The following is a 16,795-nucleotide window of genomic DNA, read 5'->3' as shown; positions in this document are numbered from 1 at the left end:
GGACGGCGGGTACGCCGTTTCCTAAGCTCCACGCCGGGCTCGCTCGGTGCCCGCGCTGATCGCGATCCTGCGCTCCATCCCGGCCCGCGGCACCGGCCCGACCACGATCGGGCCGTCGCCGGCCGGTAGGCCGATCGCCGCAATCACCTCCTCACACTGGTTGCCGGTGGCATCTTGCTGCTCGGCTGGTGCGCGTTCGCCCTGACCGCGGCACACGTCGTACCGACCGTTGTTCTGGCGTTCCTGCAGGGCGCGTTGTCCTTCGCGGTCGGCTCGACGCTGATCGCCTACGCCTTGTACGCCGGGGCCGACTCTCCTGTCCTGACCGGTGGACTCGCCACCGCCTCGCTCAACGTCGGCGCCGCGGCCGGACCGGTGCTCGGCGGGCTCGCGATCGGGGCCGCCGGGTTTCGCGAGCCGCTGTGGGTCAGCGCCGCGCTGGTGGGCACGGCGCTCTGTGTCGCGGCGGGCTCGGTTAGGCTTGGGGATCGCGAGGGGCCTGGATAAGCGGTCCCGTGGTCGAGGAGTTCCGATGGTGCGCGGCACCGTGAAGTGGTTCAACGCCGACAAGGGCTACGGTTTTCTTGCCGTCGAGACCGGTGGCGACGCCGACAGCAACGACATCGACGACGTGTTCGTGCACTGGAGCAAGATCGTCTCGGACGGGTACAAGACCCTCGAGGACGGCCAGCCGGTCGAGTTCCAGATCGTCGAGGGGCCGAAGGGCCGAGAGGCCGACGCGGTCACCCCGATCTGAGGCCAGCGGTCCGGTCCGGCAACCGATAACCTGACGTCTCACCGTGTGAGGGGTTGAGACGTGACAGAGCCGGTACCCGTGATCCGCAAACTCGAGCATGCGCTGGCCGACGACGACTTCGCCTGGTCGCTGCTGCTCGTCGGTGAGGATCAGACCGACAAGCTCGCGACGCTGACCGGTGACCTGCGCGGTCCGGTGTCGACGACCGGTGACGGCAAGCAGATCACGTCCGGCTTCTCGTACTGGGGCATCGGGCCGACCATCGCCTGGGCGAACGCCACCAACGACCCGTTCTACCTGGTCATGAAAGCGGGCGCGGAGTCGTTCCTGCGGCACTGGCGCAAGGTCCGCCCGCACGTCGAGAACGGCGGCTTCCACCTGGTCAGTCTCGGGGTCGGCACCGGCGTGAAGGACCGCACGATCCTCAGCGACATGCGCCGGCACAACCGGGACATGTATTACATCCCGGTCGACATGAGCTCGGAGATGCTGCGGATGGGCACCCTGGAGCCCGTCCGCGGCGCCCGGTTCCCGGTGTCCCAGGTGCTGCCGGTGCAGCTGGACTTCTCGATCGCCGACAACATGGACGAGCTCGCGCAGATGCTGGCCCGGCTGGTCGGCAAGGACCCGATCCTGTTCACCCTCACCGGCAATACGCTGGCGAACTTCGAGAGCGACGAGGAGCTGCTCAGCACCCTCACCCGGGTACTGCGGCCACAGGACCGGCTGCTGCTCGAGGTGGCCAGCACGACACAGCTGGACCAGGCGAGTGCGGACGCGGCAGCCGACGAGTACCACCAGACCAGGGCGTTCGCCGAGTTCGTGACCAGCGCCCTGCGGTACAACACCGACCTCAAGATCAACAACGACCGGGTCAAGTTCATCGGCGAGGTCGAGGACGAGGACGCGCTGCTGGTCAAGATCCTCTGGCAGAACGACACCGACGCCGAGATCCGGATGGAGCTGCCGGACCACACCGAGGTGGTGCTGCCGATCGGCGACACGATCCGGCTCTACACCACCCGCAAGTACTCCACCACCCGGCTGAAGCGGCTCACCGAGGCCTGCCAGCTGACGCCGGTCGAGGCGATCCAGTCCCAGTTCCGGTACACCCGCCGCCCGAACCCGTTCGGGCTGGAGCTGCTGCTGCTCGCACCGGAGGCGGCCGGCGAGAGCGCACACAGCCTCGCCGACGACATCTGGGCAACATGACCCGTCCGACCTGGCGGACCGTCGTCAGCGTAGTGACGTACGGGCTGCTCGGGCTGGCGTTCGTGCTGGGTGTGATCTGGTTCTTCTGGCCGGGCAACTCGCGCTGGGAGCCCGCAGTCAACTCGCTGACGCTGGTCGCCGGGCTGACCGGCATCTTCGTCGAGCGGCTCACGGCCGAGGCAGAGCGCCGGACCGAGGTACTGCGGGCTGTCGTGGACGAGCTGCAGGAGAACACCAGACTGCTCAACGACGAACGGTTCTCGCCCGACGCGCCGACCTCACGGCAGGTGTATCCGCGGCTGGTCGTGTCCGCGGTCGATCTCGCGCTGGTGTCCGGCGCGCTCGGACTGCACCGCGACGCCGACCTGGTCGGGCTGCTGCACCGCTGGCGGGACACCGTGCACCTGTTCAACCGCCGGCTCGACCTGACCGAGATCAGCACGTTCTCGAACACCATCTCGGCGGCCGAGCTGGCCGCCTTCCACCGCGCCCTGCACCGCGAGAACAGCTACTTCGCCGCCACCCGCGACAAGCTGCAGAACCTGCTCGCGGTCATCCCGCAGGCTTAACGGCCGAGGCCGAAACCGGAGCTCCTGCTGCCAGAAGTGGCAAATTGTGCCGAGACGTTGACTTCGTGATGCCGTCGGCGCTTCACTTTCGGACAGGACCGTAAATACGGCACCCCGGAGGCATTGCATGCGATCAGCCCGCTCGCTCATCGCGGTGGCACTCGCCGCCGTACTCGTCACCACCCTGACCACTCCCACCGCCCAGGCCGGTCACCATCCGCCGACAGCGACCCTGACCTCGTTGGGCGTTCCGCTGTCCGACGTACTCCTGATCGGCGGCACCGTCGCGCCCGGCCCGGGCGGCAAGACCGCGATCTGGAACGTGTCCAGCGGCAGCCCGGCGTACCTGAACGCCATCGACCCGGCCACCGGCGACAGCCTGCTGTCCGCGGCGCTGCCCGGCGCCGACGGGAGCTACGCGGTCGCGGCCGCGCCGGACGGCACGATCTACGCCGGCACCTACAACAACGGCCACCTGTACCGGCTGAAGCCCGGCGCGACCACCGCGGAGGACCTGGGCCGGCCCCTGGCAGCCGAGACATTCATCCTGCGGATCACCGTCGACGAGCAGGGCAACGTGTACGGCGGCACGTATCCGCACGGCCGGGTGTTCAGCTACGACCACGCGACCGGCGCAGTGCGCGACTACGGCACGATCAAGGCCGGCCAGGGATACGTGAAGAGCATCGACTACGCGAACGGCAAGCTCTACACCGGCACCGAGCCGGACGCGTACTTCCAGGAGGTCGACGTGGCCACCGGCGCGGTCACCGAGATCCCGGCGCCGCCCACGATGGGCGACCCGAAGGACAAGGTCGTCTACGACCTCAACGTCCGCGGCGGCCGCGTGTACACCCGGGTCAGCACCGCGTTCCCGGGCCCGATGTACGTCTGGGACATCGCGTCGCGGACCTGGGTCGACGAGATCCAGAACGAGCACGGCCTGGACATCTCGCCGATCGGCGCCGACGGATCGCTGTACATGATCCAGGCCAGTGAGCTGAAGAAGTACGACCCGGCCACCAAGACCCTGACCGGGACCGGCCTGACCTTCACCGGCCGGATCCAGAACGCCCGCTCGATCGGGTACGCCGACCTGGACCTGCCCGACTACCCCGGGACCAGCGTGGTCGGCACCCTGTGGCGCGGCGAGGAGTTCCGGTACAACCCGCAGACCGGCAAGTCCGAGATCTTCCAGACCAAGGTCCGGCGGGAGCCGATCGAGATCCTGTCCGTCGCCGGCGGCAAGAACAACATCTACGCCGGCGGCTTCCTGAACGGCGGCGTGTCCGTCGTCAACCCGGACACCGGTGCGGCGACGTTCAACCGGTTCTCCCAGGTCGAGGCGCTGATGGAGGGCTCCGACGGCAAGGTCTGGGTCGGCGCCTATCCGGAGGCCCGCCTCTACTCCTATGACACGTCGAAGCCGTGGAGCAGTCCGGAGTACTCCCCGGGCCCGCCCGGGACGCCGGACAACCCGGTCCAGGCGCTCAACCTGAAACCGGACCTGTTCCAGACCCGCGCCCGCGCGCTGGCCGAGGTGAACGGCAAGATCGCGGTCGGCACCGTCCCGGACGGCGACCGGCTCGGCGGCGCGCTGGTGATCTACGACCCGAAGACCGGTACGGCGGAGAAGTACCGCAACGTCGTACAGGACGAGTCGGTCTTCGGGCTCACCGCCGACTGCGGCATCGTGTACGGCGGCACGTCGATCGCCGGCGGGCTGACCACCACACCGCCGACCCGGGAAGCGGGCACAGTATTCGCGTGGGACGTGGCCAGGAAGAAGAAGCTCTGGGAGACCGTGCCGGTGCCGGGTGCGGCGACGGTCTCGTCGGTCACGATGGGCCCGGACGGCCTGCTCTGGGGCGTGGCCGGCAAGACGGTCTTCGCGGTGGCCCCGGACAGCGGCAAGCTGAAGAAGTCCTTCACGCTCGGTACGACGACCTCCAGCGGGGACATCGTGTCCACCCGGGAGGCGGTCTACGTGAGCATCGACCTGAACAAGATCTACCGGATCGAGCCCGGGAAGAAGGCCGTCCCGACGCTGTTCGTCGAGCACGCGCACCGGCGGCTCGGGGTCCGGGGAGACCACCAGTTGCTGATGACGAGCGGCTCCGAGCTGTTCCGGATTGATATCAGCCGTTGACAGCGGAAATTCACCCCGGCTACTTTCGGTCCTGACCGTTATTCGGTGCAACTACTTCCGGCCCTGACTTCCGGACACCCTGGGGGTGCGATGATTTCCACCGTCCGCCGCATCGCGGCACCACTCACGGCGCTTGTTCTCGCCGCCGCGCTCAGTTCCTGCGGCGGAGGCGACTCGGGCTCCGCGGACTCGAAGAAGAGCGTCACGCTCTGGATGTACCCGGTGATCGCCGACCAGGCGGCCAGCGACGCCTACTGGAAGAAGGTCGAGACCGACTTCGAGGCGGCGAACTCCGGGATCGACCTCAAGATCGAGGCGCAGCCGTGGGCGAACCGTGAGGAGAAGGTCGCGGCCGCGTTCTCGGGCAAGAAGGGCCCGGACGTGCTGCTGATGATCCCGGACCAGATCCCGCAGTACGTGAAGAGCGGCTCGCTGGAGCCGATCGACGACGTGGTCGCGCCGGAGAAGGACAAGTTCCTGCCGGCCGCGATCCCCGGCCTGACCGTCGAGGGCAAGGTGTACGGCGTCCCGATCTACCACACGGTCACGACGACGATGTACAACAAGACCGTCCTGACCAAGGCCGGGATCAGCAAGCCGCCGGAGACCTGGGACGAGATCAAGGCGGCCGCGCCGAAGCTCAAGGCGGCCGGGTTCTCGACGCTGGACTACTCGGCCTCGCCGGAGGCGACGCTGAACCTGAACTTCTACCCGCTGCTGTGGCAGGCCGGCGGCAAGGTGTTCGCCGACGACGGCAAGTCCGTCACGTTCAACCAGGCTCCGGGTGTGGAGGCGCTGACGTTCCTGAAGTCGCTGTGGGACGAGGGCGCGATCCCGAAGACCGCGCTCACCGCGGGCAACGTGGTCGCCGACTCGCCGTTCGGCAAGGGTCAGGTCGCGATGGCGATGACCAGCGTGCCGGCCGACGTGGCCACGGTCACGAAGACCTGGGGCGCGGGGAACGTCGAGATCGGCTCGCCGCTGACCGGCAAGAAGCAGGTCGGGTACGGGATCCCGGGTGGGCTGGTGCTGAACGCGGCGTCGGACAACGTCGACGCATCGAAGAAGTTCCTGTCCTTCATGGAGCAGTCGGCCCAGCTGGACGGTCTGAGCAAGGCGTCGGGTTTCTACTCGCCGCGCAACGACGCGAAGTCCGAGTCGACCGACCCGACCGTGGCGAAGTTCCACGACGCCCTGCAGTACGCCGTCCCGGGTGAGGCGAACCCGTCGGCGCGGCAGATCATGTCGATGCTGAGCACCGAGATCCAGGCGGTGCTGACCGGTAAGAAGCAGCCCCAGCAGGCCCTCGACGACGCGGCGAAGCAGGCCAACGACCTCCTGTCGAGACAACGTTGACGGAGGCACGCCAGGTGCCGGGCACGGGTCGGGCGGGACCCGTGTCCGGTCAGCCGGTTTCGCGTTCCCGCTTCGGGCCGCGCCGCCGGCCATGGGTCGGCCTGCTGTTCGTCGCCCCCATGCTCGTTCTGTTCCTGGTGTTCCGGTTCTTACCGGTGATCGGCGCGTTCCTGCTGTCGCTGACCGACTACCGGATCAGCGGCAAATGGGATTTCATTGCCCTCGACAACTACACGCGACTGTTGTCGGACAAGGTGTTCCACGAAGCGCTACTGGTCACCGTCACCTACACGGTGATCTTCGTACCGCTGACGGTCCTGCTCTCGCTCGGCACCGCGATGCTGCTGCATCAGGTCGTCTGGAAGCGCGAGTTCTTCCGGGGCGTGTTCTTCCTGCCGTACGTCACCAGCATCGTGCTGGCCGCGGTCATCTGGAAATGGATCTACGACGCACAGGACGGCCTGCTGAACGCCGCACTCGGGCTGGTGAGCATCGGGCCGATCGACTTCCTCAGCCAGTCCAGCACCGTGCTGCCGTCGATCGCGGTGACGTCGGCCTGGAAGGGCTTCGGGTACTCGATGCTGATCCTGCTCGCGGGTCTGCAGGCGGTGCCGAAGTCGTACCTCGAGGCGGCGATGATCGACGGCGCCGGGTCATGGCAGCGGTTCAGGTTCGTGACGCTGCCGCAGCTGCGGCCGGTGCTGTTCTTCGTGCTGGTGATCGAGACCATCGGCGCGTTCCAGGTCTTCGACGCGATGTACGTGATGACCGGCGGCGGCCCGGTGCGGTCCAGCTACTCGCTCGTGTACTTCCTCTACGACAGCGGCTTCAAGTACTTCGACTTCGGCTACGCCAGCGCGATCGGCCTGGTGCTGTTCCTGATCGTGCTGATCGTCTCGCTCGTACAGCGCCGGCTCGTCGGGAGGGACGACTGATGGCTCAGGTACTCGAACGGCCTCCGGTGCGGCCGGTCGTGGAGGCCCCGACGGCAGGCCGGCGTACGGCGGCCCGCTTGACGTTGCCGACCTTGCTGACGCTGACCGCGATCGTGACGATCGTGCCGTTCGCCGCGATGGTCCTGGTCGCGTTCGCGCCGCCGAGCGGACAGACGTTCCCGGACGCGCTGAACCCGGCGAACTTCACGCTCGAGAACTTCTCCCACGTGCTGTCGAGCTCGGACATCCCACGATGGACGGTGAACTCGCTGCTCTACTCGCTGGTGTCGGTCGTCTGCGTGCTGCTGTTCGCGTCGATGGCGGGGTACGCGTTCGCGAAGAAGAAGTTCCCGGGGCGGGAGATCATGTTCTGGGCGTTCCTCGCGACGCTGATGGTGCCGTTCCAGGCGACGCTGATCCCGTCGTACATCCTGGTCGCGCGGTTCGACTGGGTGGACAGCTACTGGGGGCTGATCGTGCCGACGCTGGCCAACTCCCAGGCCGTCTTCCTGATGCGGCAGTTCATCATGCAACTCCCGGACGAGCTGTTCGAAGCCGCCGAGATCGACGGTGCGTCCGAGTGGCGGATCTTCACCACCATCGTCATGCCGCTCATCCGGCCGGTGCTGGCGACGCTCGGGATCTTCGTCTTCCTGTGGCACTGGAACGACTTCCTCTGGCCGTTGGTCATCGGCCAGTCCGGCAAGATGCAAACCCTCACCGTCGGCCTCGCCACCCTCCAAACCCAAGCGGTCCCCATCAACCAGGTCATGGCCGGCGCCACCATCACCGTCGTCCCCAGCCTGCTCGTCTTCGGCCTCCTCCAGCGCTACTTGACCGACTCCATAGCCATGTCGGGCCTGAAAGCCTGAGTGCACCCCCGCGTGCTGATTACGGCTGGCGTTTGTTGGCGTTGAGCATCTGGTGCATTTCGTGGCCGTGGACGGTGAGGGCCCAGATGATCAGGACGTCTACGGCGATGGTGATGGTGGACCAGCTGGGGTAGGCGGCCAGGAACGCCATGTTCAGCAGGAGGCTGAGGACTGCCAGGACGACTCCTATCACCCGGCCCCACAGGCGGCCGTTGAGGAGGGCTACGCCGGCGACGATGACGAACAGGGCTACGGCCAGGTGGATCCAGCCCCAGGTCTCGTAGCCGAGGTGGACCGCCAGGCGGGCGGTGCGGACCAGGAAGTACGTGTCGTCGTAGATCGCGACCAGGCCCTGGAACGCGTGGATCATCCCGAGCACGATCATCATCACGCCGGCGAACAGGATCCAGCCGACCCATCGGCTGGGCCATTCGGGGACCTCGACCTCGCCGGGGCGTCGGTGGGTTGCGGTGGTGCTCTCGTCGGGCTCCGGCACGATGCTCTCCTTCAGCTCACGGGACAGCTCACTGGGCGGCGGCTTTGGTTGCTGCGGTGGCGCGGTACTCGCTGACCGGGTGGTAGCGGTCGTAGAGCATCGTCAGGACGGTGACCAGGAAGACGAAGAACAGCGTGTCCGGCAGCGACAGCGCGCCGTCGCCCCGCGTCAGCAGCAGGTCGGCGACGAGGACCATGACGATGTTGATCACCAGCAGGACGCCGAACGAGAGCGCCGCGGAGTCCCATCCGTACCCGCGTCGTGCGCTCCACAGACCGATCGCGGAGTTCAGCACGACGAAGACCGCGATGCCGGTGAACAGCGCGAGGTCGCTCGCCTGTACGCCGGGCAGCACCCGCCCGTAGATCACACTGATCAACCCGATCAGAACGATCTTCTCGAACGCCGCCAGGTCCAGCACCCGGTTGTGCGCCGCGCGGTACGCCATCCGCTCGCTGGCCTCGTCCATCTCGACCGGCAACGGGTCCGCGTCCAGTCGCAACGCCCAGTCAGGCGGCCGGATCCGCGGCCGGACCACGAACCACAGGACTGCCGCTAATACCAGCAGCGCCACGATCAGCGCGGGCAGGAACCACGATACGTCGCGGATCGCGTCGGTCAGATCGAGCTGCGCGATGTGGATCCACGTCTCCTGCGGCAGCTTGACGAAGATCCAGATACCGGCCGCGACCTGCGCCCAGAACCGGAATCCGTAGCGCAGCGGGTTCCGCCGGGCGCGCACCCCCTCGTACGCGATGAAGAAGTATTCGAACGTGTTCGGGAACACCAGCAGCAGGAACCGGAGACCGGTGAGCTCGAACAGCACCACGCCGACCTGACGGTAGAAGAACAGGAACCGGCTGATCCGGACCGCTGCCGGGTTGGCCCAGTTGCGCAGGCTGGCGAGGTAGGCGATCGACAGGTAGAACACGTCCATCGCCTTGTCGTAGCTCTGGTAGTTCGGCGGGTCGACGCCGAAAAGCTGAAAGATCGTCTGGTCCACGCCGTCGAGCAGCAGACACCCGAGGATCGCCGGCAGCGGGTACCGCAGGATCAGGAACGGCAGCACGAACCGCGCCAGCACGACGCCCCAGAACACCAGCTGGACGTCCATCCGCACCCCCTCCGTCCGCCTCAGGCTACGACCGCAGCCGCCGTGCGGGTCACCCTTGACGTACGACGCGCGCCGCTGCCTCCTCCGGGACGCGTGATACCGCCGACGGCGAGGCCGCTACAAGAGGTTGCCGAAGGACTCGATGGCTCGGAGGGCGTCTGATTGGGGCATGCCGGGGGGCTGGATCCGGAGGATCAGGCCGTCGGCGCCCAGCTGTTCGTAGTGGGCCAGGCGGTCGGCGCATTCGGCCGGGGAGCCGATGACACTGCGGTCCACGATCTCGTCCCAGCCCTGGGTGTAGCGGCTGACGTCGGTGGAGGTGCGTTTCCAGCCCGTGTAGGCGTCGTACAGGTCACGCAGCGGCTCCTCCAGCGCGGCGCGGGCGTCCTGCGACGTGGGAGCGCAGTACCCCTCCCGGCAGAGAATGACCTCCTGCCCCAGCGTCCCGGCGCCGCGCGGATACGACAGGTACTCCGCGATCTTGGCCGGCAGGTCCGCGTCCAGCTCGTTGAACGACGTGGTCCAGCCGTCGCACATGCGGGCGGTGCGTTCCAGCACCGCCGACACCCGCCCGCCGTTCCACAACCGCGGACGCGGCGACTGGACCGGTCGCGGCGACAGGTACGCGTCCTGGATGCTGGTGAACTTCCCCTCGTACGTGACCTCGTCGGACGTCCACAGCCCCGTCAGGATCTCCAGCCCCTCCTCGAACCGCGCGACCCGCTCCGGCTGCGTCACGCCGTACAGCGCGAACTCCTCCGGCCGGTACCCGAGCACGAACCCGGCGGTCAGCCGCCCGCCCGACAGCACGTCGATGTGCGCCAGCGTCTCCGCGAGTACGACGGGGTCGTACAGCGGCGCCACGATCCCGGCCGTCGCGATCCCGATCCGGGACGTGTGCGCGGCCAGCCACGTCATCGACGTGAGGATCTCGTGGTACCCGGGCCGGTGCAGGTGCCGTTCGCCGAGCACGACCCACTCGAACCCGGCCTGCTCGGCGAGCCGCGCCTGCTCGACCGCGTCGGCCAATTGGGGCCGCTCGCCGGGGGTGCCGTAGAGGTTCAGATACAGACCCAGCCGCATCGGGGTGCCACCTTCCGTTGACAGAGAGCGCTCAGGGTATTTACGGTCTTGACCGTAAATGCTTTCCGCTCAGAATACGACCCTAGGAGCCGGTTATGAGTCTTGCAGCACAACCGGCGGGGTTGCCGGACGGGGGATCGGCCCCGATCAGCGCGATCAAGACCCGCGTGGTGAGCGCGACGTACCGCCGTCCGTTCCAGATCAGCAGTGGGGTCAGCACCGAGCTGATCAGCCTGGTCGTCGAGGTGCACACCGCCGACGGGGCGATCGGCATCGGCGAGACCTCACCGATGACGGCGTACACCGGCGAGACGCTGGCCGGCGTCCAGGCTGCGATCGAGGAACACCTCGCCCCGGCCCTGATCGGCCGCGACCCGCTCGACCGGGCCGGCGCCCACGTCGTGATGGACGCCGTACTGCGCGGCCAGCAGGTCGCCAAGTCGGGTCTCGACATCGCGCTGTACGACCTGGCCGGCCGGCTCTGCGGCTGGCCTGTCCACGCCATCCTCGGCGGCAGCGTCCGCGACCGCGTCCAGACCACGTGGGTGGTCGGGCTCGGCACGCTCGACGAGATGGCTGCCGAGGCAGCGGAGTACGCCGGTCGTGGGTTCATGCACCTGAAGGTCAAGGGCGGCCAGGACCCGGCCAAGGACCTCGAGCTGATCCGCGCCGTCCGCGCCGCGATCCCCGCCGACGCCGAGCTGTGCCTGGACGCCAACGAGGGGTACGACGCGACCACAGCCCTCCCGTACCTCGCCAAGATGAGCGCGGCCGGCCTGACCTTGCTGGAGCAGCCACTGCCCCGCTGGGATCTCACCGGACTCGTGCGGCTGCGGGACCGCCTCGACGTCCGCGTGATGGTCGACGAAAGCATGCACTCGCTCCACGACGCGCTGGAGATCGCGCGCCGCGGTGCGGCCGACGTGCTCAACATCAAGATCCTGAAGGTCGGCGGCCTGCATCGCGCGCTGCAGATCGCCAACGTGGCCGAGGCTGCAGGGCTGGCGGTGAAGGTAGGCTCGATGCCGGAGCTGGGCGTGGCCACTCTGGCCGCCGTACACCTGGCCGCCGCTGTGCCGGGCGCCACCGTCGCGGCCGACCTGGTGGGGCCGCTGATGGTCGACGAGGACCCGCTGGCCCCGAGTGTGTTCGCCGACTGCGACGGCTGGATCGACGTACCGCAGGGGCCCGGTCTCGGGCATGAGGTCTGAGAGGTCATGATGCATCCACTCGTCGAGCGACTGCGCGGCACACTGCTCCCCGCGGTCGTCACTCCGATGGACTCCGACGGCGTCGTCGCGTACGACGCTCTGACCGCGTACGCCGGTGCGCTGACGACACAGTCCGTCGGCGGGCTCGCGGTGTGGGCGCACACCGGGCGCGGGCTGTACCTGTCCCCCGGTGACCGCGCGAAGGTGCTGGAGACGTGGCGGCAGGCAAGCGACGTACCGATCGTGGCGGGAGTCGGCGTACCTCGCACTACTGAGGCATCCGGGTTGCAGGCGGCGGCCGATGCGACGGTGGAGATGGCGCTGGCCGCTGCGGCGGGCGGTGCTGATGTCGTGATGGTCTATCCGCTGGCAGCGCTCGGTGATCTGCCGGACGGCGACGCGCAGGCGGTCGCGTTGCATGAGCGGGTCGCGGCGGAGAGCGGACTGCCGCTGGTCGGGTTCTATCTGCACGGTGAGGCCGGCGGGTATCCGTACTCGCCTTCGCTGATACGCGAGCTGTTGTCGCTGGACGCGATGCTCGGAGTGAAGACGGCGACGCTGGACCGGGCCATCGGCTGCCAGGACGCGATCTGGGCCGGGCGTGAGAGCGGCAAGCTGCTGATCACCGGCGAGGACCGGATGTACGGTCCGTCGTTCATGTGGGGTGCCGACACGGCGCTTGTCGGGATCGCATCGGCTCAGGTGGAGCTGTCGGCCGCAGTACTGCGTGCTTGGACGGCCGGGGACCACTCCGGCTTCCTGACCGCGTCGGACCGGCTGGACCGGTTCGCCGCGGCGACGTTCTACGCGCCGATCGAGGGATACGTGCAGCGGATGCTGTGGGCGGCCGAGTGGGAGGGCCTGGTGCCGGCCGAGGCCGCGCACGATCCCTACGGTCCGGACCTGCCGCCGAGCGAACGCGACCTGGTGATCCGCTGCCTCGAGGAGCTCCAGCAGTAGCACGGGCAGTGGGGTGGCGCGCTCCCTCCTACGCTCCACCACACCGCCGCCGTCGCGGTCCGCCTCAAGGGGTGGCGGCAATTGTGGTCTTGACCGAAACTAGGAGAGCTAGACCTGAACGTCAAGAGTCCGGGACTCTGCTGCGCTATTCTGCGAGTTGAGGGCCAGACCAGAAGTCGTCGGAGGATGCCGTGAGGATCAACTCAGCTTCGGGGCCGGTGACCTGATGACGCTCTCGGTCGGCGTCGTCGGACCAGAAGATCTGGTCCAGCGCGTGACCGCGGTCGGCGCACCGAGCGGAACCACCCTCCTCCCGCTGGCCTACCGGCACGAGACCGAGGCGGTCGAGCTGGTCGAGCAGGCGCACTCCGACGTCGACGCGTTCCTGTTCACCGGCGTCGTCCCCTACACGATCGCCACCGAGGCCGGAGTGATCGACCGGCCTGCGATGTACGTCTCGTACGACGGCGCGACCCTGCTGCGCGCGCTCGTCGAGCTGCTGCGGCTCGGGCACAACGTCACACAGTTCTCGATCGACACGCTGCGGCGGTCCGAGGTCATCGAGACCCTGATCGAGGCCAAGCTGCCGACCGAACACATCCACGTGCTGCCGTACCGGCCCGGGCTGACGTCGGACGACATCGTCGAATTCCACCGCACCGCGCGCGAGAAGCACGACACGAAGGTCGCGATCAGCTGCCTGGGTTCGGCGTTCCACCTGATCGAGAACGAGATGCCGTCGGTCCGCCTCGCACCGTCGCGGTACTCGATCCGCTCCACGCTGCAGGCGCTGATCCTCACCACCACCGGCCAGCACTCCGGCGACGCGCAGGTCGCGCTCGGCGTGATCGACCTCCCCGAGCCGGACGACGCGCTCGCGGCCGACCTCATCACGCTCGGCGGCAGCCTCGCCGCCCTGCCCGACGGCCGGATTCTGGTCGTCACCACGCGCGGATTGCTCGAGCAGGCGACCGAACAGTTCTCCCGGATGCCTCTGCTCGACCACCTCGCCGCGCGACACAGCACGGCGTACGTCGGCTTCGGAGTCGGCCGTACCGCGGCAGAAGCCGAAGCCCTCGCCCGCAGAGCCGTCGGCCGCGCGGCATCGATCGGATCAGTCGCCGGCGTCGTCTCCATGTCCGACGACGTCGAGATCGTCATCGAACCCACCGGCGAACAACCCACCACCGCCCGCGGCACCGAAAGCCTCCCGCTGCTGGCCCGCCGGGTAGGCCTCAACACCCAAACCCTCGCCCGGATGCGCGAACTCACCGCCACCCTCCCCGACGGCCTCACCACCCAAGACGTAGCCGACCACCTGGCCGTCCAACTCCGCACTGCCCGCCGAGTCCTCAAACGCCTGGAACGAGCCGGCCTAGCCGCCCCCACCGGCACCCAACAACACGGCCGAACCGGCCGCCCACCCACGGTCTACCTCATCCGCCTGTAGGCCCGGAGCTGCAGGCCGTCCGCTTGCTAGGAACTTCCTTCGTCGCGCCACCCGCGGTACGACGGGCGACCGGGCGTAGCGGATCGGGCAGACCCGGCCGCGGCGACTACCTAACGCGATCGTCGGCGGGTGGGGCGGGTTGCCCATCGTGGGAGTGGTGGCGGTTGCGACCGGCACCAAAAGGTGCGCCTATTGTGCTCAAACGCTTGGAATATCAGCGAATCTGGCCTCGCACGCGGAGCGCCTCGGCTGATCTTGGGCGGGGGAAGTTGTTCATTCGTCACGGTGTGTATCAGGGGTCGGCGAGCACGCTCTGTACGGATCTAGACCGTACCGAGGGGGGACCTCGCATGACCGACAACGACCCGCACCAACCACCGCCGTACGTTCCGGGGCCGAATCCCGGGCCGGTGGATCAGCCACCGCTGCCGCAGCCGAATGGGCAGCCCGAGCCGTACGGGCCGCCGCAGCAGCCTGGCCAGTTCCAGCAGTACGGCCAGCCCCAGAACGGGCAGCCTCTCAACGGGCAGCCTCAGAACGGGCAGCCTCAGCAGTACGGCCAGCCCCAGCAGTACGGCCAGCCCCAGCAGTACGGCCAGCCCCAGTCGCAGTACGGACAGGCTCAGTCTGGGCAGTTGCAGCCGTGGCAGCCGCAGAACCAGCAGGCGATGCCTTACCCGCCGATGCAGCGGGCGCCGATGATCAAGCCGAAGAATCCAGGCGTGGCAGCCGTGCTGAGCTTCCTCGTGCCGGGCGTCGGGCAGTTGATGAACGGGGATATCGGGCTCGGGATCCTGATGATGGTCCTGACCGGACTCGCGTGGTTGTCGGTGTTCATCGTGATCGGGTTCATCCTGCTGCCGGCGGTGTACATCTGGTCGATCATCCAGGCCTACAGCAAGGCCAAGAACTGGAACGTCGCGCACGGCATCATCTCCTGACCGAGCCCGCCGAACCGGATCCCTGGGTGGGCTGCGGCTTGGTCGTGTCTGATTCGCCCCACGGATCGGACACAGGAGCGTTCTCGCCGGCGGGCTGGGGTCTCGCCGGCAGCTCTCCCCAGATGGCCAGGGTTGCTGCTTCGCCCGGGGTCAGGGGCGCATCTGGGGCGATGCTGGGCCGGGGCGGAGGATCGGCCCGAGGTTGTCGCGGTGGATCGGCCCAGGTTTGGGCGGGTGGATCGGCCCGAGGTTGGCGCGGTGGATCGACCCAGGGTTGGGGTGGTGGGTCGGCACGGGGTTGGGGTGGTGGATCGGCCCAGGACGGGCGGGCTACGTGGACTTTGCCGCACGCGATGGTGATGGTCCAGTCGCCGTCGTGCAGGTCGATGTGGTGCCGGCGGCACAGTAGCGCGAGGTTGGAGATCTTGGTCTCGCCGCCGTCGATCCAGGACACCAGATGGTGGGCATCGCACTGGATGGGTGGAGCGCCGCAGACCACGCAGCCCCTGTCGCGGGTGTTGAGAGCGCGGCGCATGGCGCGGGTGACGAGGCGTTCGGAGCGGCCGACGTCGAGAGGCTCGGAGTTGGAGCCCAGGACGAGCGGGATGATCTTGGCGTCGCAAGCGAGACGGCGGATCGCGGCGGCGGACAGGCCGTCACCGTAGACGGTGTCCCCCATGGCGTCCGCGGCCGCCGATCTGAGGCCCTCCAGGTCGATCGTCACGGTGATATTCGCCTTGGCGCCGAATCCGGGGACGTGCCCGGACGTTCGGCGACCGGCCGGAGCACTGTTCGCCTCGGCGGGAACGCTGAGACTGGCCTCCGAAGCACGATCCTCCATCGCCGTTTCGCCCGCGTTCACCGTGGTACCTGGCGTCCGCGCTGCGCCCACGCCGCCGACGTCCCAAGTGGTGGCAGCGGTTGTCAGGGCGGTGGTCAGGGCGTCGGCTTGGCGTTTTTCGCGGGGGCGGGGGTCGGGGGCTCCGTCGATGGTTTTGTGGGGGCGGGCGCCGGCGTGGATCAGGGCGCGGAGTAGTTCGGCGTTCTCGTTCGCGAGGTAGCCGCGGAACTTCACGCCGCGGTCGGCGTTGGTGAGGGTCAGAGCCTCGCGGTCGTAGGCCTTGCGTTCTTCGGGCTCGGGGCCGTCGGTGTCCAGGACGTTACGAACACGACGACCGGCGCGGCGCAGCTCGATCGGTGACAGGTGGCGCGCGAGACCGACCAACTCCTGCTCGGCCACCGCGAGGTCCTCGACCGGCACCGTGGTCGGCACCTGTTCGAGCGCTGACACGATGGCCTCTGCCTGCGCCGGGCGCAGGAACACTTCGCCAGCGGGCTCGCCACCGAGCTCTGCAGGGCGATCTGTGACCGGGAGGGCGGCCGATACCGCGTGGTACTTCTCGAGTGTTCTGGCCAGACGCACGTCGCGGCGCGCTCGGTTCCGGTCGAGTCGGTAGCGGAACTCAAGCAGCTGAGACGTGTCGTGCGCGCCGATCTCCCGGGCATGGCCGATCCCGTCCAGGCCGGCGATCACCTGAAGCCGGAACGTCTCCAGCCGGGCAAGCACAACGTCCAGCCGGTCGAGAGTGGACAGCATCTCGCCGCCACTCATCGACCACACCGGCCGCTCGCCCAACTTCTCCATGCACCAACTCTAGACACCCCCACCGACAGTTCCCAACCTCAGAAC

The 16,795-nt window shown here is 68.2% G+C and carries 17 protein-coding genes; 12 read left to right on the top strand and 5 right to left on the bottom strand.

Features of this window, described 5'->3' with window-relative positions; all coding sequences use genetic code 11:
* Positions 1-21: 21 nt before the first annotated feature.
* The gene (locus OHA18_RS20945; RefSeq protein WP_329005853.1) at positions 22-147 is read right to left on the bottom strand and encodes a hypothetical protein; all 126 of its coding nucleotides are present in this window, start codon (positions 145-147) and stop codon (positions 22-24) included.
* Positions 148-174: 27 nt separating this feature from the next.
* Here OHA18_RS20945 and OHA18_RS20940 point away from each other — a divergent pair, with 27 nt between their 5' ends.
* The 8 genes from OHA18_RS20940 to OHA18_RS20905 all read left to right on the top strand — a co-directional run bounded on the left by OHA18_RS20940 (position 175) and on the right by OHA18_RS20905 (position 7,850).
* Positions 175-507: a hypothetical protein gene (locus OHA18_RS20940; RefSeq protein WP_329005852.1), complete on the top strand. Its 333-nt coding sequence runs from the start codon at positions 175-177 to the stop codon at positions 505-507.
* Between the two features lie 25 nt (positions 508-532).
* Positions 533-757, top strand: coding sequence for a cold-shock protein (locus tag OHA18_RS20935; protein ID WP_329005851.1), 225 nt, complete (start codon positions 533-535; stop codon positions 755-757).
* A gap of 60 nt (positions 758-817) precedes the next feature.
* Entirely contained in the window at positions 818-1,969 is a 1,152-nt protein-coding gene (locus OHA18_RS20930; RefSeq protein ID WP_329005850.1) for an L-histidine N(alpha)-methyltransferase, read from the top strand.
* Positions 1,966-2,538, top strand: coding sequence for a hypothetical protein (locus tag OHA18_RS20925; protein WP_329005849.1), 573 nt, complete (start codon positions 1,966-1,968; stop codon positions 2,536-2,538). Before OHA18_RS20930 ends, OHA18_RS20925 begins: the two co-directional genes overlap by 4 nt.
* A 127-nt stretch (positions 2,539-2,665) precedes the next feature.
* Complete coding sequence (locus OHA18_RS20920) at positions 2,666-4,687, top strand: hypothetical protein (RefSeq protein ID WP_329005848.1); 2,022 nt, start codon at positions 2,666-2,668, stop codon at positions 4,685-4,687.
* Between the two features lie 90 nt (positions 4,688-4,777).
* A complete protein-coding gene (locus OHA18_RS20915; protein ID WP_329005847.1) occupies positions 4,778-6,043 on the top strand; it encodes an ABC transporter substrate-binding protein in 1,266 nt (421 codons plus the stop codon).
* 119 nt (positions 6,044-6,162) lie between these two features.
* On the top strand, positions 6,163-6,978 hold the full coding sequence (locus OHA18_RS20910) for a carbohydrate ABC transporter permease (RefSeq protein WP_329005846.1): 816 nt from the start codon (positions 6,163-6,165) through the stop codon (positions 6,976-6,978).
* Positions 6,978-7,850, top strand: coding sequence for a carbohydrate ABC transporter permease (locus OHA18_RS20905; RefSeq protein ID WP_329005845.1), 873 nt, complete (start codon positions 6,978-6,980; stop codon positions 7,848-7,850). Before OHA18_RS20910 ends, OHA18_RS20905 begins: the two co-directional genes overlap by 1 nt.
* A 19-nt stretch (positions 7,851-7,869) precedes the next feature.
* On the opposite strand, the gene OHA18_RS20900 is transcribed toward OHA18_RS20905, so the two are convergent.
* The 3 genes from OHA18_RS20900 to OHA18_RS20890 all read right to left on the bottom strand — a co-directional run bounded on the left by OHA18_RS20900 (position 7,870) and on the right by OHA18_RS20890 (position 10,543).
* On the bottom strand, positions 7,870-8,346 hold the full coding sequence (locus tag OHA18_RS20900) for a DUF7144 family membrane protein (RefSeq protein ID WP_329005844.1): 477 nt from the start codon (positions 8,344-8,346) through the stop codon (positions 7,870-7,872).
* Between the two features lie 28 nt (positions 8,347-8,374).
* Positions 8,375-9,460, bottom strand: coding sequence for a hypothetical protein (locus OHA18_RS20895; protein WP_329005843.1), 1,086 nt, complete (start codon positions 9,458-9,460; stop codon positions 8,375-8,377).
* 117 nt (positions 9,461-9,577) lie between these two features.
* The gene (locus OHA18_RS20890; protein WP_329005842.1) at positions 9,578-10,543 is read right to left on the bottom strand and encodes an LLM class flavin-dependent oxidoreductase; all 966 of its coding nucleotides are present in this window, start codon (positions 10,541-10,543) and stop codon (positions 9,578-9,580) included.
* A 95-nt stretch (positions 10,544-10,638) separates the two neighbouring features.
* Here OHA18_RS20890 and OHA18_RS20885 point away from each other — a divergent pair, with 95 nt between their 5' ends.
* From OHA18_RS20885 to OHA18_RS20870, 4 genes are all read left to right on the top strand, one after another.
* Positions 10,639-11,754, top strand: coding sequence for a mandelate racemase/muconate lactonizing enzyme family protein (locus OHA18_RS20885; RefSeq protein WP_329005841.1), 1,116 nt, complete (start codon positions 10,639-10,641; stop codon positions 11,752-11,754).
* Positions 11,755-11,760: 6 nt separating this feature from the next.
* Entirely contained in the window at positions 11,761-12,714 is a 954-nt protein-coding gene (locus tag OHA18_RS20880) for a dihydrodipicolinate synthase family protein (protein ID WP_329005840.1), read from the top strand.
* A 226-nt stretch (positions 12,715-12,940) separates the two neighbouring features.
* Entirely contained in the window at positions 12,941-14,164 is a 1,224-nt protein-coding gene (locus OHA18_RS20875) for a hypothetical protein (protein WP_329005839.1), read from the top strand.
* Between the two features lie 350 nt (positions 14,165-14,514).
* The gene (locus OHA18_RS20870) at positions 14,515-15,105 is read left to right on the top strand and encodes a hypothetical protein (protein WP_329005838.1); all 591 of its coding nucleotides are present in this window, start codon (positions 14,515-14,517) and stop codon (positions 15,103-15,105) included.
* Here OHA18_RS20870 and OHA18_RS20865 read toward each other — a convergent pair.
* Positions 15,095-16,750: an HNH endonuclease signature motif containing protein gene (locus tag OHA18_RS20865; RefSeq protein WP_329005836.1), complete on the bottom strand. Its 1,656-nt coding sequence runs from the start codon at positions 16,748-16,750 to the stop codon at positions 15,095-15,097. The genes OHA18_RS20870 and OHA18_RS20865 overlap by 11 nt on opposite strands.
* Between the last annotated feature and the right edge of the window lie 45 nt (positions 16,751-16,795).

The sequence above is a fragment of the Kribbella sp. NBC_00709 genome (genome assembly GCF_036226565.1).
Classification (GTDB): Bacteria; Actinomycetota; Actinomycetes; order Propionibacteriales; family Kribbellaceae; genus Kribbella.
Note: the sequence above shows the minus strand (reverse complement) of the source record. Positions and strands in the feature narration are given on the sequence as shown.